Source organism: Vibrio xiamenensis, from assembly GCF_900100015.1.
Taxonomy (GTDB): Bacteria; Pseudomonadota; Gammaproteobacteria; order Enterobacterales; family Vibrionaceae; genus Vibrio; species Vibrio xiamenensis.
Genome location: NZ_FNDD01000053.1, coordinates 1 through 14,740 on the forward strand (window position 1 = coordinate 1; position 14,740 = coordinate 14,740).

Annotated in this window: 10 protein-coding genes, 2 tRNA genes and 1 pseudogene; 3 read left to right on the plus strand and 10 right to left on the minus strand. The window is 43.9% G+C overall.

Annotation, left to right across the window (positions count from 1 at the left end; genetic code table 11):
- Window positions 1–7: 7 nt before the first annotated feature.
- The 4 genes from BLS03_RS24445 to BLS03_RS24460 form a co-directional block, all read right to left on the minus strand.
- Window positions 8–94, minus strand: a tRNA-Leu gene (locus BLS03_RS24445).
- Between the two features lie 186 nt (window positions 95–280).
- Window positions 281–356 (minus strand) — tRNA-Gly (locus tag BLS03_RS24450).
- Between the two features lie 229 nt (window positions 357–585).
- Window positions 586–2,946, minus strand: coding sequence for a sensor domain-containing diguanylate cyclase (locus BLS03_RS24455; protein ID WP_093279460.1), 2,361 nt, complete (start codon window positions 2,944–2,946; stop codon window positions 586–588).
- Between the two features lie 157 nt (window positions 2,947–3,103).
- Window positions 3,104–4,015, minus strand: a complete 912-nt coding sequence (locus tag BLS03_RS24460; protein ID WP_093279461.1) for a LysR family transcriptional regulator — start codon at window positions 4,013–4,015, stop codon at window positions 3,104–3,106.
- Window positions 4,016–4,127: 112 nt separating this feature from the next.
- Here BLS03_RS24460 and BLS03_RS24465 point away from each other — a divergent pair, with 112 nt between their 5' ends.
- Complete coding sequence (locus BLS03_RS24465) at window positions 4,128–5,030, plus strand: DMT family transporter (RefSeq protein ID WP_093279462.1); 903 nt, start codon at window positions 4,128–4,130, stop codon at window positions 5,028–5,030.
- 74 nt (window positions 5,031–5,104) lie between these two features.
- Here BLS03_RS24465 and katG read toward each other — a convergent pair whose 3' ends face one another.
- The 3 genes from katG to BLS03_RS24480 form a co-directional block, all read right to left on the minus strand.
- On the minus strand, window positions 5,105–7,279 hold the full coding sequence (katG, locus tag BLS03_RS24470) for a catalase/peroxidase HPI (RefSeq protein ID WP_093279463.1): 2,175 nt from the start codon (window positions 7,277–7,279) through the stop codon (window positions 5,105–5,107).
- A gap of 735 nt (window positions 7,280–8,014) precedes the next feature.
- Complete coding sequence (locus tag BLS03_RS24475) at window positions 8,015–9,097, minus strand: hypothetical protein (protein WP_093279464.1); 1,083 nt, start codon at window positions 9,095–9,097, stop codon at window positions 8,015–8,017.
- A gap of 69 nt (window positions 9,098–9,166) precedes the next feature.
- Window positions 9,167–11,485: a hypothetical protein gene (locus BLS03_RS24480; protein WP_093279465.1), complete on the minus strand. Its 2,319-nt coding sequence runs from the start codon at window positions 11,483–11,485 to the stop codon at window positions 9,167–9,169.
- Window positions 11,486–11,908: 423 nt separating this feature from the next.
- Between BLS03_RS24480 and BLS03_RS26260 the strand changes: the two genes are divergently transcribed.
- Both BLS03_RS26260 and BLS03_RS24485 read left to right on the plus strand, forming a co-directional pair.
- Window positions 11,909–12,019, plus strand: a complete 111-nt coding sequence (locus BLS03_RS26260) for a hypothetical protein (RefSeq protein ID WP_425445130.1) — start codon at window positions 11,909–11,911, stop codon at window positions 12,017–12,019.
- 4 nt (window positions 12,020–12,023) lie between these two features.
- A pseudogene (locus BLS03_RS24485) lies at window positions 12,024–12,314 on the plus strand (integrase core domain-containing protein); the annotation flags it as partial.
- 31 nt (window positions 12,315–12,345) lie between these two features.
- Here the strand turns inward: BLS03_RS24485 and BLS03_RS24490 are convergent.
- The 3 genes from BLS03_RS24490 to BLS03_RS24500 all read right to left on the minus strand — a co-directional run bounded on the left by BLS03_RS24490 (window position 12,346) and on the right by BLS03_RS24500 (window position 14,359).
- Complete coding sequence (locus tag BLS03_RS24490; RefSeq protein WP_218122050.1) at window positions 12,346–12,729, minus strand: MarR family winged helix-turn-helix transcriptional regulator; 384 nt, start codon at window positions 12,727–12,729, stop codon at window positions 12,346–12,348.
- A gap of 149 nt (window positions 12,730–12,878) precedes the next feature.
- Window positions 12,879–13,481, minus strand: coding sequence for a LysE family translocator (locus tag BLS03_RS24495; RefSeq protein ID WP_093279466.1), 603 nt, complete (start codon window positions 13,479–13,481; stop codon window positions 12,879–12,881).
- Window positions 13,482–13,531: 50 nt separating this feature from the next.
- Window positions 13,532–14,359, minus strand: a complete 828-nt coding sequence (locus BLS03_RS24500) for a helix-turn-helix domain-containing protein (RefSeq protein WP_093279467.1) — start codon at window positions 14,357–14,359, stop codon at window positions 13,532–13,534.
- Window positions 14,360–14,740 lie beyond the last annotated feature (381 nt).

Here is a 14,740-nt window from a genome sequence, read left to right on the forward strand (position 1 = left end):
TTTGAGATGGTGCCCCGGGCCGGACTTGAACCGGCACAGCGCGAACGCCGAGGGATTTTAAATCCCTTGTGTCTACCAATTCCACCACCAGGGCACGCAAACTTGTTGCGATGGAGACACCATCTTGAATACCAATTAGATATTCGCAATCTGTGTGAAAGCAAGATAATCAATCTCACTTTAAAATCTGTAGCGACACACGAGGTTCACTTCTTTACCTAAAAAAGGCGTGACCTCAACCTATCAGGTTGCACTCTGTGTGAGTGTATCGCAAAAAATTTGGAGCGACACACGAGGTTCGAACTCGTGACCTCAACCTTGGCAAGGTTGCGCTCTACCAACTGAGCTAGTGTCGCATTCGTCTCTTACTGGGCTTGCCCTTGAGAACGAGGCGTACTTTACCCGATAGAAAAATATCGTCAACAATAAATTTTATGTTTATCAATCGAATGGCTAAAAAACCGTCCAGCCTGTTTATGCAACGATCAATTGGGATAATAAACATTCAATTATGAGGAGGTAAAGTGGTGGCCAAGTTAAGAAAATATTTGCGGTGATGAAACCATTGCGCGGTGGTTTTCAGCGCTATTGCTCTTTTTGCGCGTTTTTTATATCCACAACATCAGCTTGGTTTTGATCATTACATGGCGTTGATGATGTTTGGACAAACCACTCCAGACAATTTCGATTGCTGTTTTTGGCAAGGTAGAGCGCTCTGTCGGCTTCTTGAAGGTGGCGACTCAGCACTTTTGAATTGGCTTCATCATACCAATTTGCGCCGATGCTAACGGTGACATGAATTTCATTTCCTTGCCATTCAACCGGATGGCTTTCTATGTAGACTCGAATAGATTCCAGCACTTTGTGGGCATTCATCTGGTCAGTATTATTGATAATCAAAGCAAACTCTTCCCCCCCCATACGCGCGACAAAATCATCAGTCCGAATATGCTCGCGCATACATTTGGCAATATAACAGATGACCTTATCGCCGGCCTCATGGCCGTAGGTATCATTCACGGCCTTAAAATGGTCGATATCAAAGATAGCAATCGCATAAGGGTTGCGTTGATGCTCGAGCCCTCGGCAATAATCGATGAACGCACGGCGATTGGACAGACCAGATAATGAATCCGTCATTGCCCAATGTTTAAGGCGCTCTTCCGCCTCGGTTCGCGCTTGTTCAAGCTCTACCGCATAATACAAGCCGCTCAATGCATCTAGCAGTGGCTGCAAAAAAGCGACATCTTTCTGGGTGTACTCTTCCGCTTTATTGGCAAGTCCTATCATGCCGACCAGACGTTTTTGAATATAAATAGGTAGCCCTAAGAAACTGAAAATCGGGGGATGACCGCCAGGCGTGCCTCGAGAACTGGTGTGAACTTTCATGCGATTGCTAATCACCTTTTCACCGGTTTTGATCACTTCGCCAAATAAGTTATCAAACGAATCAAAGTAGAGTTGACGGCCTTTATACAGCTCTACCAACTTTTCACTGGCCGAATTCCAACTCAGCTCAGAAATAGCATGGATAAACAAACGGTCTCTGCCCTCTTCCTGTACCAACTGACCGATAAAGGCGAACTGACTGTCCGCAATATCAATCAACTCAGGCAAAATCTCTTGGCATGCACCGGGGAGATCATTATCAACCAAATACGCGGCACGCGCTTTATTCACAAACGCCAAGAGCTGACTTTGTTTAAGTTGCAACAGCTCCGCTTCTTTACGCTCGGTAATGTCACGATGTGTTCCCGCGAGCCTCAACGGTTCTCCCGTTGCCGTTCTCTCAACAATGCAACCATAGGTTTCTACCCACACCCAATTTCCGTTGCCGTGTTTGAGCCGATATGTCGCGTTGTAAGAGTCAGCAATCCCATGCAAATGGTCTTCAAGTGACTTATCGACATGGCTTAAATCTGTCGGGTGAATACGCTCTCGCCAAAACTGACTGGTACCATCGTAGAAATCATGATCGACACCTAAAATGTCACACCAGCGCTTATTCACTTTGGTTGAATCAGCCAGCACGTTCCAATCCCAAGTGCCCAACCCCGACGCCTCAATAAGTAAGCGCATCTGTTTGTTGGTTTCGCTTAAGCGATCTTCCATGTATTTATGTGATGTGTTGTCAGTGATGATGGCTTGAATCGAGCGCAGTTTACCATTGGCATGAAAAAACGCCTTGCTGAGCATTCTGAGCCATACCGTTCTTGCTGGGTGATTGATTTTTAAATGGCATTCAGCGGTTTCTACGCCATCGAGATGGTTCTGTAACCAAAAACCAAAATTTTGCTGACTTTCAACAGTCAAAAAGTCCTCAAAGCAAGCGTCATGCTCCATTAAATGTTGGTAATCAATCGCAATCACATCGCGAACATTTTTGGAGACACTTTGTAATTGCAAGCAGTTGTCGTAGCGCCACGCGATAAGCACTGCTGGCGAGCTATCAAGCAGGCTGTGTTCCAATTTGAGTTGAGTATGTTCACTGATAAAGCCAAGGTGTCTGGAAATGAAAGTACTGACATTTTCTAACATTTGGATCTGCTGTGACGAAAATGTTCGCGGCTCAGTACCGATCAAACTTAAGGTTCCAACAACCACCTCTTCAATCTTAATGGGTACGCCCGCATAAAATCTAAAATGAGGTTCATCAATCACAAAAGGGTGGCTACGAAAGCGCTCATGTTGCGTTAAGTCCTCAATAACCAACGTCTGAGCAGTGTCGATGACTTGATTACAAAACGCAGTTTCTCTGGGCATAGAAACAAGGTCGGTACCATATTTTGCTCTAATCGTCAGTTCGTTTTCATTAACGATGGCCACAAAAGCAATAGGCATATTATACAAACAAGCTAGCGCATCCAAAAGCGGGGCCAAGCCATATTCGGAATCATCAAGAAGCTCATAACGTTGTACGATTTTTCTACGCTTCGTCTCAGGCATACAGTGCCCACCCTATCCATGCTGCGTTGTTCAATAATCATTCTTATCTAAAGATAGCAAAGCTAAGCAATTTGTCTCATACCTAAGTTTAATACTTTCAAAGTCCCTATGAAGACGCCGACTTAATGCGAATCGGCGCAAATTGATACCCTAGATATCACAAACTAAAACGTGTGCTCAGAAACTCTACAAACATCTTGATTTGATTAGGAATATATTTTGATTGAGCATATTGAGCGACAATTGTTCCTTGATATTTTCCATGCAAAACCCAGTTAGGTAGCACTTCAACTAAATGATGTTTTTCAATCAGAGGAGCGACTACAAAACGTGGAAACAGCGAAATACCAAGCCCTCTTTGCACCGCAGACAGGCGAATTTCACTGTGATTGACAGCAAAACTGCCGCTAACTTGAACGGTTAATGACTGAGTAGGTGATGAGAAAGTCCACGCTTGGTCAACCGGACTTTCACCGAGACAAAGACAATTGTGCATTGCGAGCTCGGTGGGAGAGTTCGGTAAACCATGCAATGCTGAATATTCCTTGCTGGCACATAAGACTAACGGACTTTCAGCTAGCGTTTTTCCAATTAAGCCTTCTATGGGTGCTTCGGTAATATGAATAATCACATCGATTTCATCGCTGACCGGATCGATGAAATGATCCACCACCTTAAACTGCACTGTTACCTCAGGATACGCTTGAATGAAATCGAGAACGATAGACGCTAACTTATGTTTGGCCAGTGCTTTGGGCGCGGCGATACGCAAAACACCACTCACACTATGCTCACCGGAATGCGCCGCCGAGACCGCCAATTTAGCCGTATTGAGCATCTCTCGACAAAGAACAAACACCTCCTGACCGATTGAACTTAGCTTCATCTGCCGAGTCGTTCGCTCAAGCAATTTTTCGTGTAACGCTTGTTCAAGACGATGAATCGAACGGCTCACCGACGAAGGCGCGACGCCCAGTTTCTCGGCCGCTTTGGAAAAACTGCCCTGCTCGACCACACAGACAAAAATGGCCATTTCAGACAACAAGGGCAAAAGCTTATTTGTATCCATAACGCAAAAGTCTTATGCATATCAAGGTAATTGTTTCAGATAAGTTACTAACAGATACTTTAGACGTCAAACATCACTGCTTAAATCTTGCTTCGAAAAGGACTTCATTACGATGCTATCTGTGCTTAATTCCAACAAATCCCTACGCTTATTCATACCCAGCGAACTCCTTTTACTGCTGGTCGCGATATTTTGGGGAACCAGCTACGGCCTGACTAAAAATGCGCTGCTATTTAGCTCTGTATTGATGTTTATTACGATACGTTTTGGCTTAACTTTCGTGCTTTTGCTGCCGTGGCTGATTCGAGATTGTTATCAAGGGAGCTGTCGCCATTGGTATTACGCGGTACCGCTTGGTGGAATTCTATGTGCGATTTTCTTTTGTGAAGTGTATGGCGTCGCATTAACCAGCGCGGCCAATGCAGGCTTCTTGATCAGCTTATCAATGGTGTTTACCGCGTTGTGTGAAGCCCTGTTCAACCGTCATCCGGTAAGTCAAAGACTGGTGCTTTTAACCTTGATGAGCGTGCTTGGCGTCGCGCTACTCACTCAAGCATATGATTGGCGTGGCGGATTAAATCGAGGCGATATGTTGATTTTGGCCGCAGCCCTTTTACGCGCAGTGATGGTAATCTTTACCAAACGTCTACTACAACATAAAGTCATCTCAACCCTGACATTAACCGCAATTCAGTCATTAGTGGTCGCAAGCATTGCAGCCATTATCCTAGTCGGCAGTATGCAAGGCGCGTCAGTGACTATGCCTACCTCGAGTGAATTCTGGTTGATTACGTTTTATTTGGTGGTTTTCTGTACCCTATTTGCGTTCTTTGTCCAAAATCATGCCGTTCGGCACACATCGCCAACCAGAGTCGCTTTATTGATGGGAAGTGAGCCTTTATTTGCCGCATTGTTTGGGTTTATTTGGCTTCACGAGTCTTTAGCGCTGGTACAAATTCTTGGCGCGAGCTTAATCATGGTGAGTGTCGTATTGACGTCATTACGACGCGATTGAATAGTAGACATAGACAAAAAAACTCCCGCCGAAGCGGGAGTTTGAACGTTTATCTTTATCAGCAATTTTAGCGGTTAAGCTAAGTCAAAACGGTCAGCATTCATCACTTTAGTCCAAGCCGCGATGAAGTCTTTAACGAATTTCTCTTGGTTGTCATCTTGCGCATAAACTTCAGCATAAGCGCGAAGAATCGAGTTAGAGCCAAACACTAAGTCAACACGAGTTGCTGTCCATTTCGCTTCGCCAGTCTTACGGTCACAGATATCGTAAGAGTTGCGACCTGTTGGTTTCCAGGTGTACGCCATATCAGTCAAGTTGACGAAGAAGTCATTGGTCAAAGCGCCGACACGGTCAGTAAAGACACCATGCGATGTATTGCCATGGTTAGTGCCTAGAACACGCAAACCACCGAGTAGAACTGTCATTTCTGGTGCGGTTAGACCAAGCAGTTGAGCGCGGTCAAGCAACATCTCTTCTGGTTTTACAACATAGTGCTGTTTCTGCCAGTTACGGAAACCATCCGCTAGAGGTTCAAGAACGTCGAACGACTCGATATCCGTTTGCTCTGCCGTTGCATCACCACGACCTGGGGCAAACGGTACAGTGAAGCTGTAACCTGCAGCTTTAATGGCTTTTTCCAAACCAACATTACCGGCAAGAACAATGGTATCTGCAACACTAATACCTGACTCATCAGCAATTTTGGTCAAAACGTCAAGTACTCGAGCCAAACGCTCAGGTTCATTACCTTGCCATGCATTTTGCGGAGCTAGACGAATGCGTGCACCGTTAGCACCACCGCGCAGATCAGAGTGACGGAATGTACGCGCGCTATCCCAAGCCGTTGCGACCAACTCAGCTACGCTCAAATCGGTTGCAGCAATCTTCGCTTTCACCGCATCAACATCGTAGTTGCTGTTGCCTGCAGGGATTGGGTCTTGCCAGATTAAATCTTCTGCTGGTACATCTGGACCAACGTAGCGTGCTTTCGGACCTAAATCGCGGTGAGTCAATTTGAACCATGCGCGAGCGAAAACTTCATTGAAGTAATCTTGGTCTTGGTAGAAACGCTCTGAAATCTTGCGATATTCAGGGTCAACCTTCAGAGCCATATCAGCGTCAGTCATCATCGGGTTGTAACGGATTGACGGATCTTCTACATCCACCGGTTTGTCTTGTTCTGCAATATCAACAGGCTCATATTGCCAAGCGCCAGCTGGGCTCTTGGTCAGTTTCCATTCATGCTCAAGTAGCATTTTGAAGAAACCGTTGTCCCATTTGGTTGGGTGACTAGTCCAAGCGCCTTCAACACCACTGGTTACAGTGTTACGACCGATACCGCGTGAAGTGTGGTTGTTCCAACCAAGACCTTGCTCTTCAATATCCGCACCTTCAGGATCTGGACCTAATTCAGACGCGTCACCATTACCATGCGCTTTACCGACAGTATGACCACCCGCGGTCAAAGCAACGGTTTCTTCATCGTTCATTGCCATACGCGCAAACGTCACACGCATATCCGCTGCAGTTTTAAGTGGATCTGGATTGCCATCAACACCTTCTGGGTTAACGTAAATCAGGCCCATCATTACCGCAGCAAGTGGGTTTTCTAAATCGCGCTCACCTGAGTAACGACTGCCTTCACCACCACTTGGTGCCAACCACTCTTTCTCAGAGCCCCAGTAGATGTCTTTTTCTGGGTGCCAGATATCTTCGCGGCCAAATGCAAAACCAAAGGTTTTAAGGCCCATTGATTCATAAGCCATGTTACCGGCAAGAATCATCAAATCCGCCCAACTGATCTTGTTGCCGTATTTTCTCTTAATTGGCCACAGCAGACGACGCGCTTTATCTAGGTTGCCGTTATCTGGCCATGAGTTTAATGGTGCAAAACGTTGGTTACCGGTTGATGCGCCGCCTCGGCCATCTGCAGTACGATAGCTACCAGCGGAGTGCCAAGCCATACGGATCATCAAGCCGCCGTAGTGTCCCCAATCTGCTGGCCACCAGTCTTGGCTGTCAGTCATTAGGGCTTTTACATCATTCTTTAAAGCTTCTACATCAAGCGTTTTAAGTGCTTCACGGTAATCAAAATCTTCGCCAAGTGGATTGGTCTTTTTGTCATGCTGGTGAAGAATGTCTAGGTTAAGAGCATTCGGCCACCAATCCATCACAGTCGAACCGGTTGAGGTCATGCCGCCGTGCATCACTGGGCACTTACCTGCTGAATTCTTATCGCTGTTGTTCATAGGGCATCCTTTATATAGCAGAAGAAGTATTAGTTCTTTTCTAAACAGATAAACTTAAAAAGTCTTATTTAATTTAAGTTGGTCATTTAGAATTTAGTTTAGACACGTTCATGTAAATTCAAAACGATTATAGTAAGAGATCCAGTATCGATCACATTATTTGCACCGATTAAATTAATAAGAGAAACCTATCAATCACGGTAAATATAAGTGCAAATAAACTAATAATATTATTGGTGATCAAAATAATTTAATTTACATAAAAATAAACATTAAAAAACATTCCTCAATCATCAGAAGTTATCGCCTATCTATGTCGGCTTTCAAGTCTTGTCATTCCAACGAATGCCCAGAAAACAAGAATAAATAGTGACTGTGGCATCTCATTTCTCTCATCATTACCTCTCAGATTGACCTGACAATTCAACACTCACAAGTCTTTGAATATCTTTATGCAACAGACTTTATAACAAAATGTTAAAATTAAACGAAAAATAAAACACATATATTTAATTAAAATTAAATATTAAGAAAACACCTAAATGACCCAAAGAAAATTCCTACAGCAACTCATTTTAAATTTACGTAATAAATTTAATCTTCACTTATGAAGGTATGTTTAAAATAGATTGATAAATTTAGTTTTTGAAAATTTTTTTAGCAGCGATTGATGAATTCACCAATACTCACCGTTGCGCTTGTGTTTGTACTCTTGTATTCATCAACGCAAATCGCTCAAAGTGACATTGTCACTGACGCGCCTAATGTTAAATTAAGTTGTGTCGCTTGCTGATAATCTAGCGAGTCGCTTTTTACACCGAGATAAAAATGCTGCCACTGCGCTTTCAAGCCAATAGCGCCGGTTTGCAAGTTATAACTGACGTTTGAAACCCAAGATCCAGACCAAAGCGCTGACCATTCAAGGTCGACTAACCATAACTCGTCCACATAAACACTTTTGACACCCAAGCCGCCATCACCGTAGAGATAATTGATTCGACTATGATATTTCGTTGGCAAGTGCTGAGTATAATTGGTGTTGTCTTCAACTCCCGTAACCACAGGATGAATGGATATATTTCCATCATCATCAACGTCAGCCGTCGCCGTATTCGCTGTTGCGCGGGTTCTTGGCACATTCCGCCATTCAATGGCGTTGACGACATCTTGCGCCCAAAGGCTCACAAACCAATTGTCGCTGATTTGCCAATTCATCCCGATATCAGAGCTATACCCAAAATGGCTATGCTGCTCGCTTACCTGACGATTAAGCAGTACATCGTCACTGTAGACATAATCTAAATTTAGCTCGCCGGTATAAATCGCATTGAACAAGTGCTGAACTTGCCCGCTTAGCTCTCCACTCATTACCTCTCGAGCTTGTAGATAGCTAAGCGATAAATAGGTCGAGAAGCTGCCATTCCAATCATGACTCCAGCCAAGTTTTAAGCCGTCACTCACCAAATGTTCGACGCTCAGATCGACGTTATAAATTTTACCTAACGAAAGATCTTCGCCATTGACCGAAGCGCCATATAGCTCCATGGTGTCCGGGCTAAACTTTAAATACCACTCATAGCGGCTAAATACCGACAGCGAAAACCCGCCATAACGAACGCCGATTTCCGCTTGGTTGAGGGTATACGCGTGTTCAGACGACGCATAACTTCCCTTCTCGCCCTTTAGCAGCGGATAAATTTGATTGTCTTGGGCGTAACCAGAGATATCGACATTAGAAAAAATGCTGACTTGGTCAGGCGCTTGTGCAAGCGGGAAAAAACTTAAAGCAGGAGCCAGCAAGGCGGCACTCGATGACATAACAATACTCAACACGTTGAAATAAAAGAAAGAGCCCGCATGCGGGCTCTTTAAAGTTAGGACAGATATTTAGAATAAAGACTCAAATTCACCATTACTGTAGCGCACAATCGCGATACCGTTAGGTGCATCAATATTTGCTACAACAACGTTGCCTACTTTGATTTGACCTGAGACTTGTTGTTTATCGTCTTCAGTAACCATTGCACTCGCGCTAAGGTTGCTGATGGTAATAACTGGCGTAGCTTGTGATGCTAAGTCGTATTCAGAGCTGATATTTATTTGCTCATCGTTATAAATGACATGCCCTGTTGCGTTGATAGTATTAAGTGCTGGGCGAGACAGCTGCAGCTGAACTTCCGCGACTTGCGGATTTTGCGGATTCACTTCCGCGCTAATGCGCGCCAAGATAGAACCTCTTAGGAAAGACTCCTCTGTTTCAGACGGCTTGGAACCCTCACTCTCGGTAATATCATAGTCATCATTACCATAAGAATAAGAGTCCGATGATGAATCGTAGGAGTAAGACCAAGTCCCCGTTTCACTCAACGAGCTAAAGTAAACCAACCCGCTTGGATTGTTGATGCGAATATCAATCAATGCGTCGAGAGACTGCTGCTGATAATCTAAATCACCACTAACCTTAAAAACTAACGCACTAGCTGTTAAAGTTTCATCAAACCGAGAACTGTATTCAAATGAATCTGTGTATCCCCAGTAACCAGTATTTTCATCATAGAAATTATTCCAGACAGATGTATCTGCATAACTATCTGAACTAACGATAACTAGATCATCAACTCGTACTTCAACAGAGCCTGAAACAGTTATTGGGTCCTGAGTATCATCTTCACTAGTGATTGTTAAATCATCAAGAACAAAACGGAGTTGGTCAGCCGTTACCGATGAACTGTATTCACCGTTATACTCCCCAGCCCCAGACTCAGTGTCCTGATTGTAATTACTTTCACCTGAATCGTTATATTGCGTTTTATCCAAAAAATTCTCTATATTGACTAAACCCGATTTAGCCGTAATGGTTGCATTGCCCGAAGTCACCGATAAATTAGACACTTGTAAAGCAATGTTCGCTGAATCCTGATACCCACCATCACAGTCATAAGAATAGCTATAATCTGTTTCATTTTCGTCGCAAATGTACTCGCTATTACTGCTGTCAACATCTACTGTACCAATAACAGTCAACTTTACCCCATCGGTATCAATAATATACGTTGAACCATCAGCAGTAACCTCTAACTCACCTTGCTCATTAAACAGGTCGGTGTTCATATGATAAGCAATTGATGAGAACGCTGACGCTAACTGATTAAATGCATCTGAGACATCATCTTGCAATAGCGCAGGAATCGGCTCAACACTCTCATCAAGCATAGTAAAGCCTTGACGTAGATTGCCTTCTTCATCGGCCGCCGACATATAAACAGTACGCACTTGTTCCACTAACGCTTTTGCCGCTTGAATATCGTCACTCGCCTCTGGGATAGTAATCTGCGGTGGCGTTTCACGGTCAGTATCAATGCTAGCAGAGACTTCCGCTAGCAAGTTTTCATCTTCAAGATGTTCACTAACTGATGAAATGACTTGGCTAGCGTTACTTAAAATAGAAACACGAAGCTCATCATCATAACCATCAGCCGAACTTTGATTTTCCCACAGTGTTTCGACTTCCACACCTGCATCAGCAATCGCGGCTGAAATTGTTGCTGCTTTAATTGATTCAGACTCACCGTTATTAATCGCAGCATTAACTTGCTCGGCATCAGTTAAATCAATCGCACCGATTGTTGCTATATTTTGAGCGTCCACACCAAAAATTTGTGCCACAATCGCATTACCGGCATTAATATTTTCAGCTGAAACTTCCGCACTACCATTAGCTATTTCAATTGCACGTTTTGCGGCGGCATCGGTCAAATTTGTCATATGCGCAGTGACATTCCCCGACTCAGGAACGACCAGAGAAATCAGTTTAAAATCTTCTGCTACATCAAACCAATCACCGAACTCGATATCGTCGCTAATACAACCTGAATAGTCACATTTCATCTGGGTTTGACCATCAGGGTTGTTTTCAAGAACAAATAATAATGCTTTATTCTGAGGCAATCCTGATATGGTATATTCCCCTTTTTCATTAGTAACCGTTGTCGCCAGAATATCTTCTTCAGCGCACGACTTACTGCTGACGTTTGAGGCTGAGGCAACACAAACATTAACTAAGCCATCATTCACAATCCCTTTATTGGCCACACCGCCAACCGCAGACGTAGCCGCAGGAGTTACCGCGCTAGAATCACCGTCTCCACCACCGCATCCCGTTAAAGATAACGAAGCCACTGCAATAGCCAAAAGCGTTTTCTTCATGAATTAGATTCCCTATTTATAAAAATTTAACCTTCAACAATAAAATTGCTACTTATGTGACACTAGTTCACGAAAATAGATTGGTTTTATAGTTTATGAATCAAAACCAATAAATAGAAATCATAGCTTTCATAATAAAACATGATTTAAAACACAATATTTAATATAAAATAAAAACAATAATCAAACCAAGTATAAAAATATAAATATAATGAGTTAATACCGAAAGGATATATAATCACACTTATAACTTTAGATTTGGTTAAATTTATAAATGACGATTAATAATTACATTCATAAATAAGGTTGACACTTTCCAAGCCAAATTTGGAGAGTGTTATGTAATCAACCACTAAGAGAACTCAACGAGATTATTCCCTCGCTTTTAAATTGGCCGTTGTCGACCAAGTCGAAAAAGGCGAAATGACCTATAGGCAGACCCAAGAGCACTATGGTATTCAGGGGCGCTCAACCGTTTTAGTTTGGCTTCGTAAGCATGGTCGGTTAGATTGGAATAAAGGACAGGAAAAGTGAGGCGCCACTGATACATCACTCAGACAGGGGCAGCCAATACTGCTCTTGTGAATATCAAAAACCCCATGAACAACATCAAGTTATCTGCTCGATGACGGATGGATACGACTGTTATCAAAATGCGTTGGCGGAGAGGATTAACGGGATACTGAAGCAAGAGTACTTGCTGGTAAAACCGAAAGACCTAAACGAGGCAAGGAAAATGGTGGCGCAATCGGTGAAGCTCTATAATCATTATCGGCCTCACACCGCGTTAAAATACAAAACGCCCGATGAGGTGTATCAGGCGTTTTAATCTAAAAAGTGTCAATCCATATCAGGACGGATCAGCGTTGCCCTTGAGTGAGGATTTTGAGACTTTCTAATAACTGTTGCTGCTGCGGTTTTTCAAGGCGATTAAGAAACTGGTTATCAATGTCATTGGCAACCGCCGCTACCGAGTTGAGCAGTGTTTGGCCTTCGTCGGTCAAAAACACAAAACGACGACGCTTATCACTCTCTCCCTGCTGGCGATAAATAAGCCCGCGCTTTTCAAGCCTGACCAATAATTCCGCGAGAGTGGCCTTGGTGCTCACTGACGCATCCATCAGTTCTACTTGTTCAATTCCGGGCTGGTTTGAAACCGCTTGCATCACCGCATACTGCGGCTTAGTCAGCTCCGGAATGGCCTTCTGCCAAGCAGCAGTGTGACATTGAAATAACCGACGCATTAAGTGAAAAGCAGCATATTCTAAGTGTTTGCTCATCATCACAGACTGAATTTATTTAACCTATGTGACACATTAACATGTTTCCCAACCAAACAATAACTTAAAGTGATATTTGTCACATTCGGCTTACCGAGCAGTAACAACCACGTTTATCGATGCCATTGCGCCATCTCGTAAGCCAAGCTCACTGCAACAAACACTAATAAGCTCGCCATCACGATATTAAACCAGCGAAAATAGCGCGGATTGTTAACTTTTCGGCCAACCAATCTTCCAATAAGGTAATAACTCAGCGGTGCGCCAAACGCCAATATTGCCAGTACAACGCACCAAATACCGAGTGTACCCCCTTGAATACCTTGGGCCGGAAACTGGACAGTTGCAACAGGCAGCGCCGCAGTCACGCCTTTAGGATTAAGAAGTTGTACCCAAAGTCCGTCTTTAAACGATAAGTAGGGTGCATCGACACTTGGGTTATCATCCAGTTTCACCCGCGCTTTAGCGATTTTATAGGCGAGGTAAACGATATAACTGCATCCAACCAGCCCAAAATAAAATAGCCATTCAGGGCGAATCAGTTGTGTACTCAGCAAAGAGCAGCCATAAAACAGAATAAACATTGCAGCGCCCACACCCGCATAAAAACGCAGTGCGCGAACATCGTATTTTTGAACCCCATTATTTAAAGCAATAAGATTCACCGGGCCAGGCGTGTACATAACGCCTAGCGCATAAAGCAGGATTTCTAACATAATATTCTCAAGATGTGTACGTGAATCAGACGCCGATAAGTGACCCGCGATTAACGCATAAATTGTTGCTGGTATTGTTTTGGAGTAATACCAAAGACAGGTTTGAATTTACGATTGAGGTGACTGGCATCAGCAAACCCCACTTGGTGGGCAACCTCTGACACAGGGAGGCCTTTCTCCAACTGTTCACGAGCACGGTTAATCCGGCAGTTCAGCAGATATTGGTGCGGCGTCATACCAAATTGCTGACTGAACAAACGAATATAATGATATTTCGACATGTTCGCGGCTTGGCTCATCTCATCGCAGCTGATGGCTTGATCAAGGTGGCTGATGATAAATTCCTGTGAGCGCAGCAGCAGCGTGTCTTTACGTCGACCGGGATTACCACTATCGAGTCTTTGACCACTCAGGCGCACGATCGATTGCGCAATACTAATAAGCGCAGATTCTTGTTCGACGTGTGGAGAATTCGATGTTTTCACATGCTGACACATCAACAGTATTTGCTGGCGCAGCAGTGGGTCGTCAAACAACGTCTGATTAAGCCGCAAGTTGAAGCCATTTTTAAACCCTAGTGTCTGCATCAGTGGTTGCAACTTGTGGGTTGGAATGTACAACATGTCATATTCCAGCGTAGAGTCCGCGCCTGCTGCCCCATCATGGACTTGCTCTGGGTTAAAATAGATGATGTTCCCGGCATAACTTTTATGAAACGCCCCGCCGCTGAAAAAATCTTGGCGCCCTTTTCGCGTCACACCAATGCTGTATTCTTCATGGGCATGTTTGTCATAGCTAAACGAGTTCATCGTCGCAGCAAAGGCTTTCACTCCTTCAATATGCTGACTGCTGGCATATTCAAAATGATTCTCTTCCATTTCACCTTCACCTATTGATTACCGTGAATTCAGTATAAGAATGAATAAGTGTGAAAAATAGAACAAAATTGCGCTTTTAGCTCGCTGGCGAAAATACTGAGTGCATAATGGCAAACGGAAACGCGCCTTAAGCAAATCAATCCGTGATAGATACCAAAAGAGCGCTAAATGTTAGAGACAAAAATTTCCAAACGCCAGAAACCAAAAAGCCCCGACTTTTGTCGAGGCTTCGAAATTTTGAAGCGACACACGAGGTTCCTTCTTTACCTGAATAGCCGTGACCTCGACCTTGGCAAGGTTGCGCTCTTGCGCTGACGCAATATCACCTCCAAATCTCTCATCCAATTGCTAGATGACAAACACAAATCACAAAGCGCTAGA

Bases quoted from the DNA above. Each gene is read 5' to 3' on its own strand.
- BLS03_RS24455 (WP_093279460.1), bottom strand. From the start codon at position 2,946: ATGCCTGAGACGAAGCGTAGAAAAATCGTACAACGTTATGAGCTTCTT.
- BLS03_RS24460 (WP_093279461.1), bottom strand. From the start codon at position 4,015: ATGGATACAAATAAGCTTTTGCCCTTGTTGTCTGAAATGGCCATTTTT.
- BLS03_RS24465 (WP_093279462.1), top strand. From the start codon at position 4,128: ATGCTATCTGTGCTTAATTCCAACAAATCCCTACGCTTATTCATACCC.
- katG (WP_093279463.1), bottom strand. From the start codon at position 7,279: ATGAACAACAGCGATAAGAATTCAGCAGGTAAGTGCCCAGTGATGCAC.
- BLS03_RS24475 (WP_093279464.1), bottom strand. From the start codon at position 9,097: ATGTCATCGAGTGCCGCCTTGCTGGCTCCTGCTTTAAGTTTTTTCCCG.
- BLS03_RS24480 (WP_093279465.1), bottom strand. From the start codon at position 11,485: ATGAAGAAAACGCTTTTGGCTATTGCAGTGGCTTCGTTATCTTTAACG.
- BLS03_RS26260 (WP_425445130.1), top strand. From the start codon at position 11,909: ATGACCTATAGGCAGACCCAAGAGCACTATGGTATTCAGGGGCGCTCA.
- BLS03_RS24490 (WP_218122050.1), bottom strand. From the start codon at position 12,729: ATGCGTCGGTTATTTCAATGTCACACTGCTGCTTGGCAGAAGGCCATT.
- BLS03_RS24495 (WP_093279466.1), bottom strand. From the start codon at position 13,481: ATGTTAGAAATCCTGCTTTATGCGCTAGGCGTTATGTACACGCCTGGC.
- BLS03_RS24500 (WP_093279467.1), bottom strand. From the start codon at position 14,359: ATGGAAGAGAATCATTTTGAATATGCCAGCAGTCAGCATATTGAAGGA.